Annotated in this window: 6 protein-coding genes and 4 pseudogenes; 7 read left to right on the plus strand and 3 right to left on the minus strand. The window is 61.4% G+C overall.

Annotated elements, in window-relative coordinates; genetic code table 11:
* Positions 1-176 precede the first annotated feature (176 nt).
* From glnA to OMK73_RS01820, 3 genes and pseudogenes are all read left to right on the plus strand, one after another.
* The gene (gene glnA / locus OMK73_RS01810; protein ID WP_267600712.1) at positions 177-1,652 is read left to right on the plus strand and encodes a type I glutamate--ammonia ligase; all 1,476 of its coding nucleotides are present in this window, start codon (positions 177-179) and stop codon (positions 1,650-1,652) included.
* 1,356 nt (positions 1,653-3,008) lie between these two features.
* Positions 3,009-3,286: pseudogene (locus OMK73_RS01815) on the plus strand (DUF1488 domain-containing protein).
* A gap of 118 nt (positions 3,287-3,404) precedes the next feature.
* Positions 3,405-3,599, plus strand: a pseudogene (locus OMK73_RS01820) (divalent metal cation transporter); the annotation flags it as partial.
* Positions 3,600-3,695: 96 nt separating this feature from the next.
* Here OMK73_RS01820 and ltrA read toward each other — a convergent pair.
* On the minus strand, positions 3,696-5,066 hold the full coding sequence (gene ltrA, locus OMK73_RS01825) for a group II intron reverse transcriptase/maturase (RefSeq protein WP_267600714.1): 1,371 nt from the start codon (positions 5,064-5,066) through the stop codon (positions 3,696-3,698).
* 506 nt (positions 5,067-5,572) lie between these two features.
* Here ltrA and OMK73_RS01830 point away from each other — a divergent pair.
* Complete coding sequence (locus OMK73_RS01830; protein WP_267600434.1) at positions 5,573-5,983, plus strand: hypothetical protein; 411 nt, start codon at positions 5,573-5,575, stop codon at positions 5,981-5,983.
* On the opposite strand, the gene OMK73_RS01835 is transcribed toward OMK73_RS01830, so the two are convergent.
* Positions 5,927-7,177: an ISL3 family transposase gene (locus tag OMK73_RS01835; RefSeq protein ID WP_267600435.1), complete on the minus strand. Its 1,251-nt coding sequence runs from the start codon at positions 7,175-7,177 to the stop codon at positions 5,927-5,929. The genes OMK73_RS01830 and OMK73_RS01835 overlap by 57 nt on opposite strands.
* On the opposite strand from OMK73_RS01835, the gene OMK73_RS01840 reads away from it, so the two are divergent.
* A complete protein-coding gene (locus OMK73_RS01840; RefSeq protein WP_267600436.1) occupies positions 7,176-7,610 on the plus strand; it encodes a hypothetical protein in 435 nt (144 codons plus the stop codon). The genes OMK73_RS01835 and OMK73_RS01840 overlap by 2 nt on opposite strands.
* Positions 7,611-9,154: 1,544 nt before the next feature.
* On the plus strand, positions 9,155-10,156 hold the full coding sequence (locus OMK73_RS01850) for an amino acid--[acyl-carrier-protein] ligase (protein WP_267600437.1): 1,002 nt from the start codon (positions 9,155-9,157) through the stop codon (positions 10,154-10,156).
* Positions 10,157-10,887: 731 nt separating this feature from the next.
* Here the strand turns inward: OMK73_RS01850 and OMK73_RS01855 are convergent.
* A pseudogene (locus OMK73_RS01855) lies at positions 10,888-12,567 on the minus strand (CHAD domain-containing protein).
* Between the two features lie 2,516 nt (positions 12,568-15,083).
* Between OMK73_RS01855 and OMK73_RS01860 the strand changes: the two are divergent.
* Positions 15,084-15,641: pseudogene (locus OMK73_RS01860) on the plus strand (Tn3 family transposase); the annotation flags it as partial.
* Positions 15,642-15,897 lie beyond the last annotated feature (256 nt).

Genomic DNA, 15,897 nt, shown 5'->3' on the forward strand with positions numbered 1-15,897 from the left:
GACCGGGTTGGCCCCGATGGATATCGCGCCAGCCGTGGTAGCGCCATAAAGTTGCGCTGGCGACACCTGCGGCCGGTGCGCTAAGCCGGTGCAAGGCGCGCCGGGTGGCGCGCTTTTCTTTCTGGTCCGGACGGACTAAGGTTGGACTATGCTGCGACCAGACAAGGGAGGCAGCCATGTCGATGGTCTCAATGGAGCCGGGAAGTTATCGCGTCGAGCGGCCGAATGACCCGGGCGAGGTGATCGACCTGATCAGGAAGCAAGACCTCCAGGTGGTCGACCTCAGATTCACGGATCTGCCTGGTCTGTGGCAACACTTCTCAATTACCCTGCCCGAAGTCAACGACGATCTGTTCACGTCCGGCATCGGCTTCGACGGGTCCTCAATTCGCGGTTTCCAGGAGATTCACGAGTCCGACATGCTGGTGAGGCCGGACCCGGCGACCGCCTTTGTCGATCCGTTCTGCGAAACGCCGACGCTATCGATCATCTGCGACGTGATAGACCCGATTCTGCGGCAGCCTTATTCCCGCGACCCGCGTCATATCGCCAGGAAGGCAGAGTTGTACCTGCAGCAGACCGGCCTCGCCACGACTTGCTACTTCGGCCCCGAGCTGGAGTTCTTCATCTTCGACTCCATTCGCTTTGGACAGGACCAGCACTCAGGCTACTACCATGTGGAGTCGGCCGAAGGAGAATGGACCTCAGGTCGCGACGAGGGGGCCTATGGTGGGGGCAACCTCGGCTACAAGCAGCGCTACAAGGAAGGCTACTTTCCCGTCCCGCCACACGACACGCTACAGGACATCCGCTCCGAGATCGTCCTGGCGCTGATGAAGGCCGGCATCCAGGTCGAGGTCCATCACCATGAGGTGGCGACCGCGGGCCAGAATGAGATCGACATGCGCTTTGCGCCGCTGACCCGGATGGCGGACAACGTAATGATGTACAAGTACATCTGCAAGAACGTGGCGCGCCGGCATGGCAAGGTCGCGACGTTCATGCCAAAGCCCCTTTTCGCGGACAACGCAAGCGGCATGCATTGCCACCAGAGCCTGTGGAAGGGCGGTGAGAACCTTTTCTATGACGCGAGCGGCTGGGCGCTGACATCTGAAATGTGCCGCTGGTACATCGGCGGCTTGCTCAGGCATGCTCCGGCCCTGATGGCCTTCTGCGCCCCGAGCACGAATTCCTACAAGCGCCTGGTGCCGGGCTACGAGGCACCTGTCAACCTGGCCATGTCACAGCGCAATCGTTCCGCCGCCGCCAGGATCCCGATGTATTCCGATTCGCCGAGCGCGAGGCGCGTAGAATTCCGCTGTCCCGATCCTTCGGCCAATGCCTACCTTGCTTTTTCGGCAATGCTGTTGGCCGGGCTGGACGGCATTGAAAACCACATCGATCCGGGCGATCCGCTCGACAAGAACATCTATGAGCTTTCCCGTGAGGAGGCCGCAAACATCCGCCAGGTGCCCGGGTCGCTCGAGGAATCCCTGTCGGCGCTGGAAGTCGATTCGGCCTTCCTGCTAAAAGGGGACGTCTTTACAGAAGAGGTGATCAAGACCTGGATCGACTACAAGCGCAGGCGCGAGATCGATACGCTGAAGCTGCGGCCGCACCCGTGGGAGTTTTATCTCTATTTCGATATTTGAGGTGTCAGTCTGAACTCGACCGACGGGTGGGCCAGTCCCTGGCATCGCCGGGTAAACGCATTGTTCGCGTCGTCGCGCGAACCGTTTGGCGGATCTTACCGGCAATCTGGCCGTAGTTAGCTCAGGGGGCTCGCGGAGCAATGGAATCACTGGGCCTGCTGCGGACTGTGGGCAGATGCCCGTTTTTCGACCTGATCGGCCGCTGGCCAAACTCGGACATTTGAGCTTAGCCAAAAGCAGACATTATCGCTTAGCCGCTACAGGAAAATTTCGCCGCATAAAGCTTATGCCAAATTAGCGAAGCTGCTGGCGGCTGTTCGATTTTTGCCATGTTGGCATTGTTGCCGAATCGCAAAGGCCTGGCTCAGCTCTTTGACCCTCTAAAGTGGGCCCCCGAGCATGAGAGCAGCTAAACCGCCGATGGCAGCCTTGCACTAGGCCTGTACATCGCGTGCGAGATTGCCCGACCTCATGGTGGCGAGATAACAGCACGGTCCGACCAAGAAGAGCAGCAGGAGTGTTACTCGCAGCGAGGCAAGCGGACAGCAAACACCGTTTCTTACATGGCAAAAAAGTGCCGCGCCGAGCACGTTGAGCAATCAATCCATCAATCCTTGTTGGGCAGCCTTGCCACAAGCAGCCGCAATTTCTGCTGACGCGCCCCCGTGCGGTGCGGTACACGTAGCTTCAGTAGGCTCATGAGAAACAATCAGACGGCTTTCAAAGCTAGCGGAACGGTTAGGGTGATCTGGAAACCGAGGGCAGTTGCGCTCCGGCGCCGCGCGACTGCCCTCGGCTTCCAGATCACCCCAGCCGCGTAAATCCCTTGAAACACGGGGCTCTCCTGATTGTTTTTCATGAGCGACCGCGGCGGCGCCAGCGACAAGGCGCTGGCGGCCACCTGACCGGTGCCGCCCGGCAAGTCATCGCGCCGGCGTCCTCACACTGTCGAGTAACGCTTGTTGGGTAGGCCGGCTCCAGGGCCTATCATTAATAGCTGACCTAGCAAACAAGCGTTTGGCGCTTATGAACTATATGACCACACCTACGGCCCGGACGCGGCATCCGCCAGCACCGGCAAGACGTCGGCCCGAACAACCCGACGAGGCTCGCAAGACCGCACAACCCGGTCAATTTGATCCGCAGAGCAAGCAGATAGCGGATCTTCGCGAGGGTACCTGCACGCAGTAGTTCCAGACTGCACCATCACCAAGGCGCTATAGCGTGTGCAAGCGGCTGACAAGCGGATCGGGGTTTCGCCACGATCGTGGCGTCTCCTCTCGGGCCCTACCATTCCTTGCGGCATCTTGGGCGAACTTTCCGGGTACCACGGTGCCCGGTCAACCGAGGTGCAACATCGCATTGAATTTTCCCAACCCGAGCCGAAGCTTCGATGCAGCCAAGCACTGCGTATGGTTCTGGGGTTACGACAATGCGCGCGAAGTCACATTCCTGGTCAATGACGCCGTGCTCGCGAATCTCGAACTGGCAATGGGCTCGGCTGAGCCCGAAGTGCTGGCGGCCTTCGACCGCACCGCGACCAGATCCTCGAACTCGCCAGGAACCGCTATGCCAACGAGCGCCAGAACCATGCTCTGCTGAAAGCGGTGCATTGCGCAGACGATGGTGCCTGACATGGAAACCACCACCAAAGCTCCAGCCGATGATTCCGCCAATGACTCAGCCGGATTCTGGCTCGGCTAGCTCGGCCCGGGACTGATTACCGGCGCCGCCGACGATGATCCCAGCGGTATCGCCACCTATTCACAGGCGGGCGCGCAGTTCGGCTTCAACATGCTGTGGACGGTGCTCTTCACCTATCCGCTGATGATCGGCATCGAGGTAGTCAGCCCGAGGATCGGGCGGGTGAGCGGACACGGGCTGGCCACCAACATCCGGCGGCACTATCCGGCATGGCTGCTATACGCCGTGGTCGGTCTGGTACTGCCGCTCATCAAATCGGCATAGGGGCAGCCCACTGGCTGCGCCCCTGCCACACCACCCGGCATGCGGGTCCGCACCGGGCGGTTCGAGAGGTTGAGGTTAAGTGAGACGGGGCATGCCCAACTGATCGAAGTAGGCGATGGTCAGGACCCGGTTCAGCGTGTCGCCGCTGTTGCGCCACCAGCACCGGCTACTCGCCGCTGCTTGCCTGGCGGCATCCGCTGTAGCACCCAGCGCACGCAACTCTCGGTAAATGACCCGACCACGGCGCCAGTGCTTGAGCTGGATGGCCCTCAGCCGGTGGCGCATCCACTTGTCCAGCTCGCGCCAGACCTGGGGCGTTTGCGCCAGCCGGAAGTAGGCCTTCCATCCCAGAACATATGGCCTCACCCGATCCACGACTGCCTGCAGACTCCGCCCGCCTGAGCGGCGAGTCAGTTCGCGGATGCGTTGCTTGAACGTCAGCAGCGGCTTAACTGCCACTTTGCGCTTGACCACTCCCCCTGCGGCCACCCAGAAGCTGTAGCCGAGGAACTTGCGGCCAAACGCGCTCGCCACCGCGCTCTTTGCCTCGTTGACCTTCAGGCGCAGGCTGCCGTACAAGCGCCGCAATAGCGCCATCACTCGCTCGCCCGCCCGCCGACTGCGCACGTACACGTTCGCATCATCGGCATAGCGCACGAAGCAATGACCTCGACGCTCCAACGCCTTGTCCACCTCATCGAGCAGTACGTTAGCCAGCAGCGGTGACAGCGGCCCGCCTTGCGGCGTGCCCTCGTACCGCTGCAGCACTACCCCGCCATCCATCAGCCCGCTGTTCAGATACGCCCGGATCAGCCGGATGACCCCGGCGTCCCCGATGCGCTTCTGTAGACGGTCAATCAGGATGTCGTGGTTGACCCGGTCAAAGAACTTCTCCAGATCCACGTCCACCACCACTCGCCGCCCCGACTGCACGTACGACTGCGCGGCTAACACCGCATCGTGCGCACGCCGCCCAGGCCGGAAGCCGTAGCTGTGCTCGCTGAAGGTGGGGTCCAGCATCGGCTGCAGCACCTGCAACAGCGCCTGCTGGATCAGCCGGTCCGTCACCGTCGGAATACCGAGCTCGCGCTCGCCTCCTCCGTCCGGCTTCGGAATCGTTACCCGCCGTACCGGACTGGGCCGGTACGTCCCCTTGAGCAGTTGCTGGCGGATCTCCGGCCACGCCGACACCAGATAGCGGGCGGTCTGATCAATATCCAGACCATCCACGCCAGCGGCGCCTTTGTTGCGGCGGACCCGCCTGAACGCCTGCTTCAGGTTCTCTCGCGTCAGCGCCGCTGCCAGCAGCGCCGACCCCGTGTCCTCCGGTCCCCGCCGCGGACCGCCGGCTTCGTCGCAGGCGGGTTCACGGCCGGCTTCACCGCCCGCTACTCCCTCCCGCCCCGCTCGCGCGGGCTTCTGACGCAATGCCTTCGGTATCGACATGGCTTCGAACACTCCCTCTCGTTCGGTCCTTCGTCGGCGGATTCGAGCCTTGCCGGCGCTACCCCCAACTACTTCGACCTCTGCTGACTTCTCGCTCCGGCTCGACGCCGTCGCCCTTTCAGGCATGAGGCGAGATCTCCCCAGGTAAGAACGCACTCCTTCGCTGCACAACCGCCGGATTTACGCCGCCTCCCCTTGATCACGAGAACTTCGCGGTTTCATGCCCGCTCGTCCTGGTCGGCACCGCCTTCTATCCGGTTCGTGTTCCTCGGCTCGCAGCTTCGCTCCACGCTTCCTCCCCACGATCGGTCGCCCTTTCGCAGTTGCGCTTCGCTTCGATCGCTGTGATCAACTTACGGTGGGACTTGCACCCACAGGAGTGCGCCCATGCTGGGCGCACACAAAAAGCCGCCTCCACGCGTGTACGCGGAGGCGGCGCCTAGCGGCGGCAATCCATACCGCCGCGAGCTTTTAGCCTTTATGCCAGCCGGTAATTAGCGCTGGCCTTGCTGGCCACCCTTCTGGCCTTGCTGGTTCTGCTGCCCAGCCTGGTCGGTCCGTTGGCCTTGTTGCCCTTGCTTGTCGTGCTGGCCGCCTTGTTGGCCTTGGCCACGATCCTGTTGCTGTTGTTGGCCGCCCTTCTGGTCTTGGCTGCCGGACTGGCCACCTTGCTGACCGGATTGCTGCTGTTGCTTGCTTTGGTCTTGCTGGCCTTGGCCGGGTTGCTGTTGCTGTCCCATCGTGCTCTCCATGGCGCGGCGGAATGCCGCATTTATGAAAGGGGGCAAGCTGCGTGCCCCGCTTCGGGCCGCATGCCACCTCTCGATCACTCGAAATCTAGCGCCAATAATTATGGCTCGTCAGTAAAAACTGTGGGTGAGTTTTGGCTCCGGGAGCTTCCCGAGCCCGTGATATAGCGCGATTTCGGTCATGCGGAAGGTCCGGAATCCGTATGCTTTTCTCATGGTGACTTTGGCTTTGTTGTTGAGCCCTTCGATCACCCCGCTGGAGAACTGCTTTCGCGCCCGGAAGTAGTTGAGGATGAGTTCGCGGTGAGTGCGGACAGTGCGGGCGAACTTCTTCATGGGTTCGATGCGCGAGCGCATGACCTGCGTGCACCATCGGTCGAGGAACTTGCCGGCCCAGACCGGCGATTCGTATTCCCAGAGCGACTGGAATTCCTCCTTGAGCAAATAGGCCCGTACGCTCTGCAAGTTGTAGCGCAGCAGATCGCGCAACCGTATCCGCTGGGTATCGGTGAGGTTCTCCCGACGCTTGAGCAGGCACCAGCGGGATTTCTTCAGCACGGGCTGGTAGCCATCGTTTGCCATGCGTCGGGCTTCGGCGGCGCGCACGTCATCCAGGGCGAGGTTCATCTTGGCGACGATGTGGAAGCGATCGAGGATATTCAAAGCATTGGGGCAATGTTTGGCGATCAGCTTCAGATAGGGCTTCCACATGTCCGAGCAGACGAACTCGACTTTGGCGGCGATCTCGGCGCCGATCAAGGCAAAGAATTTCTCGAAGCTCTCTGTCGTGCGCTCCTTGCCGACCCACAGCAAGCGGATGCAACCAGCCTCGATCTGGTAGACCAGGGTCAGATATTGATGCCCCCGACCATACTGAATCTCATCGACCCCGAAGGCGCGGATCGGCCCCAGCGTGCGGTGGGCCAACCCCCATTCCACTACCCATTCCACTGCCTGACTGACCTTCTCCCAACTGGTATGGAAGCTGCGCGCCGTTTCCTGCCAAGACAGCTTGCGTGCCCAGTTGGCCAGATACAGCATGTACGCTTTCGTCAGCGTGTGCTTGCCAATACCCCAGGGTACCTGTTCAACCTTGACGCCGCAGCCGCGCTTACACTCTACACGCCGCATCGCGTACAGTAAGACCACGGCAAAGCCCCAGATCGGGATGAACTCGAAGCGGCGCGTTGCCAGCGTGTCGTAGCCGCGGGCCTGTTGGCCGCAGCCCGAGCAGTGCGGTCGGGAACCTCGTCGCGGACGCACGTCGATCTCGATGGTGTTAGAGGCCTGACACAAGCGAGCGCTTTCGTACACAAAACCGGGGAAGTGATGGCAGGCATTGAGCAGGCGGGTCAGCAGCATGGCAGGTAAGCGCAAGACAGTTTCTTTGACGCCCATTGTCCCATCGGATGCGGGGGCGGACCTCAATGCGTTCGTGCCGGACCTGGCGAACTGGCCCACCACCTGGCAGATTGAAGCGCCCGATATCGCTGCCGGCCAGCGCATCATTGAACTCCTGACACCCTTCCTGATGGACCTGTTGACACAGTCAATCACCGACAAGACCCGGCGCCGTCATCGCGACCATCTCTGGATGCTCGGCGGCGAAATCATCCGTCGTCGCCATGAAGATTCCGACTTGGCGAGCCTTGCCACCGAAACTCTGCTATTGCAAATGATTGACGACGAGGGCGGACCGCTCATCTGGCCACGCATCACGGAGACCGAGCAGAAGGCCTTCGATACCACTTCGCGCAAGCTCTATCGCTACCTCATGCGGGTTCAAGAACCGTAGTCAGGCCAAGAAAACCACCCACAGATTTCCCCGACGAGCCATAATTATTGCTACGCAATAATTCACACTAATTCCTGGCCAGCCAACGCGCTACCAGCCGCCCTCCGTGCAGGCCCCATCGGAGAACACGTCGCGCCGGTCAGTCACCCGGGCACCGTCCCCATAGCATAGGCCCGTAAGCGCCACGCCGGCGCATCGCAGCAGACAGTTTTCTTATCGGGCTTATGACGCGCGGCTATATGAGATCGCGGGACCGCTAAGGTCGACGTGGACGACGTTGGCTTCGTCAGCCCCTATCTCACCAGCAACATTAAGCGCTTTGGCGACGACAAGCTAAACCTTGAGCGGGTACTGGAGAAGGGATGTAAAGGCTAAATCAGAATGTCCGCCTGATCGTAGAAATCAGGCTCGCATTGCATTGATCGGGTCCAAAATGCGCAGGATCAAAACAGTCCTGCAGGCTACGCAAGGCATCGGTGTCAACCGGACCGTAAGCGGTCTGGATGGAAAAATACCGGAAATCCCGAAATAGCTGGATTGCTCCAATGGACATGACGAGCGCGTTCCAGGAACGTTGAGGTGCCTCGGCCTGGCGCCGCGATACCCGGGCTCCGGTACGGAAAGGTCCATGCCGAGATGGTGTTGAAGACGTCCTGAACGGTGGGGTTGGGTGTAACCCGCAAGCTTGAACTTCCGTCCGAATGGTGCCAGCTCCGGATAGACCGTATGGCAGCCGGAGCAGTTCAAGCCGGTTTGTCTGGCAAACAGCGGATTGGCTTCCGTACGCTGAACAAGGCCAAGACTGGCAATCGCCCATAGTATGGCGATGGCGGCTCTGATGCATGCGCGATGGGTATGCATTCCGCTACTCCAGCTCTGGGCTTGGCTCCAGCATGCAGGCAAATCTTAGGTCGTCCGGTCCCGATCTTTTAGGGGAGATCTACTCCCGTGCCGCGGGGTGTATCACTACGGATCTCGCAACACATTCCGCCCCTTCGGGGTGCGCCGCCGCCGCTGGAGCCGAACGCGGACTTGTCCTACCGCGACGATAGGGAACCACCCCATGCTGCGTCCCGTTACTTGCCTGCCCAACTCGAAGAACGAGCGGATTTCCTCGCGCGACCGGCCACGTTTCACCCATAACACGCGCTTGCACGAAGGTTCGACGATCACCGTGGCATAGCGACGACCGGCATGGCGGCGTCTGCGCAAAGAGACCACGTCGACCTCCTACGCGCCACGTACGCGGGACAGAACTAACGACCCGCTTCCGCATCCGTGTGTGCGCAGGCAAACATACCCCACCCGCGGGCAGCACAATCATGGTCCCCATCGCAAGCCACGTTGGCTGGTGGAGGAGGTTCATGTCGACGGTCCACGCTTTCGTTTCGGAGTGGCAGGCCACGGCAGTCTACTGCATCCCGTACCGCGGTCACGTCATCTGCACGATTTCCGGTCGGCGCCGCCAATGTTCTGCAACGAGCGGATCTAACCAATAACGTCAGGCTTCTGCCGGCGTGAGCGTTTCAACGAAGGGACATGACATGGATACCAAAGTCAGTGCGCTCGATGGCGCGAATTCCGCGTCGGTGGTCGATGGCGACTTCCCGGCTGCCACCGCTCCGCAATCTTTGCAGGCAGGACAGCATCATTTCCAACAGGCGCTGATCGAGGCCGGACTGCTGATCCCGGGCGGGGTTGATGGCGTTTACGGTCGCAGCGCCGAGTTCGAGGCCATTGTGGACGGACTGAATATTACCTTCACCGCGCTTGGCGTTGACCAGCACGCTGAGGTGATGCGCTTTCCGCCGGGGATGTCCCGCAATGACTTCGAGAAAAGCGAATACTTGAAGAGTTTCCCGCAGTTGGCCGGCACTGTGCATAGCTTCTACGGCAACGATCGCGATCATCATCGCCTGCTGGCGCGCTTGGAGGACAGCGAGGAATGGGCCGACGAACAACGGCCAACGCGCACGGTACTGACGCCGGCGGCATGCTATCCGATCTACCCGGTGATCGCGCGGCGCGGCGCCATGCCGCCAGAAGGGTGCGTGGTTGACTCGATGTCCTATTGCTTTCGCCACGAACCTTCGCTAGACCCGATGCGCATGCAGATGTTCCGCCAGCGCGAGTACGTCCGTCTGGGCAATGCCGAGCAGGTCATCGCGTTTCGTCAGCTCTGGATAGAACGCGGCCAGCAGTTCGCGGCACTGCTCGAGTTGCCGCACGAGGTGCGATTGGCCAACGATCCCTTCTTCGGCCGCTGCGGCAAGATCGTGGCCGACAGCCAGCGCGAGCTCAAGCTGAAGTTCGAGCTACTTGTGCCTATCTACGACGGCGCGCCGCCCAGTGCGTGCATGAGCTTCAACTATCACATGAACCACTTTGCCCAGGTGTGGGCGCTGCGCACTGCCGACGGCTCGCCGGCCCATACCGGCTGCGCTGGGTTCGGCATCGAACGCATGGCGCTAGCGCTGCTGCGTCACCACGGCTTCGATCTGACGCGCTGGCCGAAGGGGGTACGAGCCACGCTCGGCGGATTGTGAAGTCGGCCGAGCCCCGCCCCTTAGCCACGAGCGGCATTGAAGGACTTGCATCTCGTCAACGCGTTTTGCCTGCGTGGGCGCGACTCGGTTTGTGTAGGAACGCAGTGCGCAGCAGCTTGCCTAATGCGCTGACGGCCGCCGCGAGGCGAGGCGCATAGCGTCTGCCACGGCTGCCGGACCGACGATGGGCATGAGCGCCTGCGCCAGCAAAGGTATATCTCTCCCCCACACGGTGCTCCTCCCAGGTGGTGCTCGCTAATGCGAATTGCCGGGGGAAGGTGACGCGAGGTCTGAATTCTTGGTGCTGAATTGCTAGGTCGCAAAGCTGGCAGGCGGCGTCCGAGTATTCGATCGGATCTTAAAAGCTGCGTAGAGTCGGGCGAAGTTGCTCTTACACTCATCTCGTGATTTGACCCCGACGGGATTTTTGCCAGACCGCCCTCATGTTGGCGGTCCTCTTTTAACTAGGACTCCGGGGCCGCCTAGCCGCAGGCGCCACTGCGCCCCTGGCGCTGGCCGTCCAGCTTGAGCATTGCCATTGCCTTTCCGGCTTTGGAACCCGATGGGGGACCAAATCCGGCAAATTGGACTCGCCCCAGGCGCTTAGCTAGCGAAGGCAGCCGCGCGTGGGCGACAACGCGTCTGATATCTTGGCGATGGAGAATTCGTCCTTCGCGACAGACGCTGCCTCTCTGGTCCACTGCGGCGCATGGATCCGCCCGGCGAGCTGCTTACGCGGGTGGGCAGGCGCTCCTGAAGCGCGTCCAGAGCCGCCTCAGCGCTTTCTGGTCGGCTGCTACGCGGGCAATCAGGTAACCCCGCGCGAAGCCGGCGCCGATGGCGGTTCTTGGGCGCTCCGCCTGCAGGGCGCCCAACAGGCCATCCGCCACTGCCACGTCATTGCGCCAGCCCAGGTCGTCCTGCAAGCTGGAGAGCACAGCGCGATATCGTCGCAAGCGTTGCCGCGGATAGAGGGACGCGAAGAACTCGGTGGCATAGCGAAGCTTCTTGGCGGCGATCCGCGCCCGGTGGCGCCGTTGCGCATCGAGCTTTGGCAGGCGGCGGCCGCGCTTCAATAGCTTGCGATGCCGCGCCCGCAATGTCTTGCGCGCGAACTTTAGCGCGGACGCCTAGAGCGCCTCGCGCATCTCTGGCTCAAGGCCGGCCCCCTTGCCAACGTTGTAAAGCCAGTGGTTGAGTTCGATGACGAGCCGCGTGTAGCGCACCGAATCCACCGCTTTCGCTGCACGGCGCCGATTCTCGCCAGCCCTTTCGCTGGCAGTTTCCCGCAATGCGTCTGCGTGGATATTTTCCGGCGCATCGGACAGCGCTTCAGGCAACGTGGCATGCGCCAGCACTTTCCAGTCGCGCGCCGCGCCCAGTTCGCCGGCGACCCATTTGATCTCGTGTTGCAGCGCGTCCGGGCATACGATGTTGGGCTCGAACATATCCAACGCCGAGCGCAGACGGCGTAGACCCACGCGCATCTGGTGCACACACGCGGCCGCATTAGGCCCGTTCGCCACCACGCCGCGTTCATTTCCGAATACCTGAGCAAGGCAGTTTTGCGCAATGCAGTGGAAGGCGTCTCCTACGGAATCGCGCTTACCAAGCTTCAAGGGTTGCGCATGCACCGCTCCTGGCTCCTCGCCCCCGATCAACGCATAGCCGCGCTCCCCCTTGCTCAGACGGCTGATCCGCAGCGGTACCGCTGCCAACATCTCGATGGCGACCCCATAGAGCCGGTCCGACTCACCGTTCTTGATCTCCATCTCGACTTCGTGGAGCGGCGCCCTCAAATGACCCGCCAGGAGCTCTCCCCGGTCCAGCGCAAGTTCCACTTCCTCGCCATGCGGCAGCCGCAACTGTGAAACTGTACGCCGCACATGGGTCGCAAAGACGGGTTTGAGACGCGACGCCAGCCCAGCGTCGCCAATCAGCCTGGCGCTCTCGGATTGTTTCGGCACCATGCCGAGCAGCGCATCGAGTGCCGGCGTCTCGCCGGCAATCTCCGACTCGTACTCTTCGCGTTCGAAGAGCCCTGCCCGCCGGCGCCCCTGCGTCTTCAGCGTTTGAACGAGGCGATCGCCGTTCCGGCTGACGCGCAAGGATAACTGGTGGCGATGCAACTCGAAATCAGCCGTATCGAAGTAGGTGTTGACGTGCAGTTCATCGTGCGGCCGGCCTATGCGCAGTGACGACAGTGCGCGTAAGTCGCGCAAGCGGTCGATCTGGTCTTCCCGCAGTTCCAGCTTGAGTTCACGTTCCATGGCATGGTCTCGGTTTGGTGGCGTGCATCGGGATCGAATCGCCATCTTAGTGTTTCCTACGTCTATCTCTATCTCTATCTCTATCTCTATCTCTATCTCTATCTCTATCTCTATCTCTATCGAAATTCTAAAATTAACCATCGCACTGCCCCGCAGCGGGTTCCGCGCTTGGACCTATGCGGGCGGTTCAGCGAAACATGCCGGTACTGCGACCGCCGCTCGCCCGCCGGATCTATCGCGGTACATTTCACCGGCAATCGGCTACCGCGAATAAGGCGTCCTACTTCCGCGGTGCGCGCGCAACTGCTGGATCGCACATTGATGTCGCCCGTGCCACAGTACTTCGGCCACATCGGGAATTCGGACAGGGGCAGGTGCGGCCGGGAACATCGAAGAAATCGGTCACCACCTAAGCGGGTGGCGGGGTGCCCTTGTTGCCCCCTTCTCCATGGCGCGCAGCGAATCCCAGGCTGCATTGAAGACGTGCTGCCGGCGTGGCCCTAGCGGGAATCTCGTAGTCACAGACGAAGCTTGGGGTGGCCTCCGCAAAAGGATTGGCGCTGTCGCACAGCGGCGCCACACTAGCGTCGGACGCAAGACCCATACCACTGCCCGGCCACCCGGCCTTGCGGAACGAACCGGTTCCCCGCAGCTTCTGGCAACCATCGCAAATGGCTCGGCACGCCGAGGTATTTCTACACCGTCGGCATAAATTCCCTGTCAATTCGAGAAGGTTGGCAGGGGTGGCCGCGTGGCGCCGCACCTCGTGCTGGCGGGAATGCCTCTTGCACGGGACCCGGACACGAAGGAGACCATTATGACATCATCGAAATCGACGCAAAATGCCAGGACATGGAAGCGTGCCTCCCGGCAGCGTGAACGACCCTTTCGCGCCGGTGGGGACGGAGGTCGGCACTGGCGGGGGGCCGGGCATCGGTACCAGTTCCGTCCGCTAACAACGTTAGCTATCTGCCCAACGACAACGTCACGGCGCGGGCTCACGCAGGTCGTTGGGGGCTGCCTTCGCAATTCCGAATGTTTCTGACCTTGTATTTTGAAGACAAGAGGCCAAAATGAAAGACGGTTTTCTCCTTTCCCGTACGCATTGATGGTCGGATTTCCGCGGGCGGCGCTGGCAACAGTGCAGCCTTCAGGAGGCGTACTGGGGTTGGGCGCATTTTGCGGCGCTTGTTGAGCCATTGCCGGCATCGCCAGAACGCTCCTGCTGCTAGAGCGACATGGGCACTCCAGGCCGTATGAAGGGAAGTAGCTCGGACGCGATTTCTCCGAAGCTGTCACAGCCGAAGCAGACGAGGCACTCACCCGCTAAGAAGCCCCGACAGCAGCACGCCGCGCCGGCCCAACACCGAAGTAATAACCATCGGTTTGCGGCAGCATTGCAGCAAAGCTTCTGGCGCGTAAATTGCTGGTCGCTCGTTCAAGCTCCAGCCCCCTGAAGTTCAAGTGCGATGGACAGCCATCTCGAGGACTCACACGACGCAATCGAGCCGCCGACCTCGGGCTATGGCGCTATGCGGATCGCAGACGCGCTGACGCTCACCGGGCTAGTCGCAGTTGGCGCAGTGGGAACGTCCCTACTGCTGGCGCGGGCACCGATGCTTGTGTGGTTGGACTCTCTGCCGAAACCAGTTATCCAGGCCCTGCTGTCCCGATCACCGTCTTAGTGGTCACGGGAATCTGGCTTGGCATTCCCATGTAGCGCCGCGTGGGCTGAGGACGCAGTCGGTCGGGGGCAATCATGGTCATGAAGTGCTGCTGCAAGACGCAAGCTGAATGTACGGTCCGACCGAAGGAGGAAAATATGCGACACATATTGTTATTGGCCATCATCCCCGCTTTGCTCGGTGCGTCTGGCCTGGCCATGGCCCAGTCATCGGAAGTGCGCACCGACCAGGGCCCGAAAGGAAGCAACTTCACTCCCGAACCCGGCAGGCCGCCCGGTAGCACACCTGGCGGCGCCACCCCACTAACCCGGGCGGCCTTGCCAAGAATCCCCACGACTGTGCCGGCCGTGCCATACACGGAGGGTGGGCTGCCGCGCGCACTGGGCGGTAAGCCTATCATAAGCCGGCGTCGGAGAGCGCCGGGAAGGCCGACACGGATGGGCTGCATGGGAGGGCGCGGTAAGGCACCGGCGGGGGTACTATTGACCAGACCAGAGTCCAGGACGCCAAAGGCCGCCGCTAATATCAAACCTGCTTTGATCAGCCCCTTTGGCATGTGACCGCTCTTCGAGCGGCCGCCGCCGGAGCCGAATAGCGATTCATAGACTGGTCGCGTCCGCTGGCGGATGGCGGGGTATGTACGGATTTCTCATCGGAGGTTTCCGAATTGCAGTTGGAGACATTTTCACCAATTGAGCGCGGCGCATTCTCTAGCGCATGCCGGCGTCACGGCTTTATTGCGGCCGACTTTCACGTATGCGACGCCTCTGATGAAGGCACGTTGGGCGTTCGGCTGGTCAGCGTACTTCGCCCTGAAACTGGCGCATCCATGCTGTATGCCGCCGGACCCCGCGACTTCTGGCCTGCGGAGTTCGAGCACGACTTGATCACGGAAATATTTGGGACCGCACCAGACTGAAGGCTGCCACTCCGGACGCGGCACAGCCCCGCCAAGATGCCGGTTCCCTGGCCCGTTCGGGTCTAAGACACCCCCGGTTGGATGAACTGTTGCGGCTGGCGGCATCGATCAGATCTGGACGTGTCTCTGCTTCGCTGGCGCTGCAGCGCTTCGGCGCAGCCGCCCAGGGCGATCCGCTGCACCGGGCGGCGGAACGCCTCGGCAGGCTGCTGCGCACGGCTTTCCTGTGTGACTACATCGCGATTTAAGAGTTCAGGCGCGAGATCCACACGTTGTTGAATCGCGGCGAATCTATTCATCATCTTCAGCGCGCGATTTACCATGGAAAAGTCTCACACGAGCGTGGCCGGCGCCGCGACGAGATGAAAGTAATCTCGGGATCGCATGCGCTGCTGACCAACATTGTTCTGGCGTGGAACACCGCCCAGATGCAGAGCGTGGTCGACCCGCTGCATAAGGAAGGCCAGGTCATCGAAGATGGCTGGCTGCGTCGCATGGGCCCGGTCCATTTCAGCCACATCAATTTCCGGGGCACTTTCCGCTTTCCTGTGGAGCGCTACGCGGACGCGCTCCTACAACAATCCCGGACGGCGACGCGTCGGTCTGCGTGAGTCCAAGGGTACGAGGAGTCCTTGCACTCAGGTTGCGGGCCGAGCTAAGGTTGAATCAGCGGCGGACTTTCAAATCTCTTCTTTGGACGTACGGCGCCTATCTTGACTCAGCGCGCACCTACGCTGCTCAGGTCGAGCAAAGGGTCGATAGCCCTCGAAATGCCAGTCTTCGCCCACCTGGGATCGTTTTCAACAACATGTTGTAGGTAGAAAATGTTGGATCCCAGGTTGCGTTTGACAACTCACGAGGCGGGCC

The sequence above is a fragment of the Cupriavidus sp. D39 genome (assembly GCF_026627925.1).
Lineage (GTDB): Bacteria > Pseudomonadota > Gammaproteobacteria > Burkholderiales > Burkholderiaceae > Cupriavidus > Cupriavidus ulmosensis.

Coding starts and splice junctions, on each gene's coding strand:
- glnA (WP_267600712.1), top strand. CDS start 177: ATGTCGATGGTCTCAATGGAGCCGGGAAGTTATCGCGTCGAGCGGCCG.
- ltrA (WP_267600714.1), bottom strand. CDS start 5,066: ATGTCGATACCGAAGGCATTGCGTCAGAAGCCCGCGCGAGCGGGGCGG.
- OMK73_RS01840 (WP_267600436.1), top strand. CDS start 7,176: ATGGCAGGTAAGCGCAAGACAGTTTCTTTGACGCCCATTGTCCCATCG.
- OMK73_RS01835 (WP_267600435.1), bottom strand. CDS start 7,177: ATGCTGCTGACCCGCCTGCTCAATGCCTGCCATCACTTCCCCGGTTTT.
- OMK73_RS01850 (WP_267600437.1), top strand. CDS start 9,155: ATGGATACCAAAGTCAGTGCGCTCGATGGCGCGAATTCCGCGTCGGTG.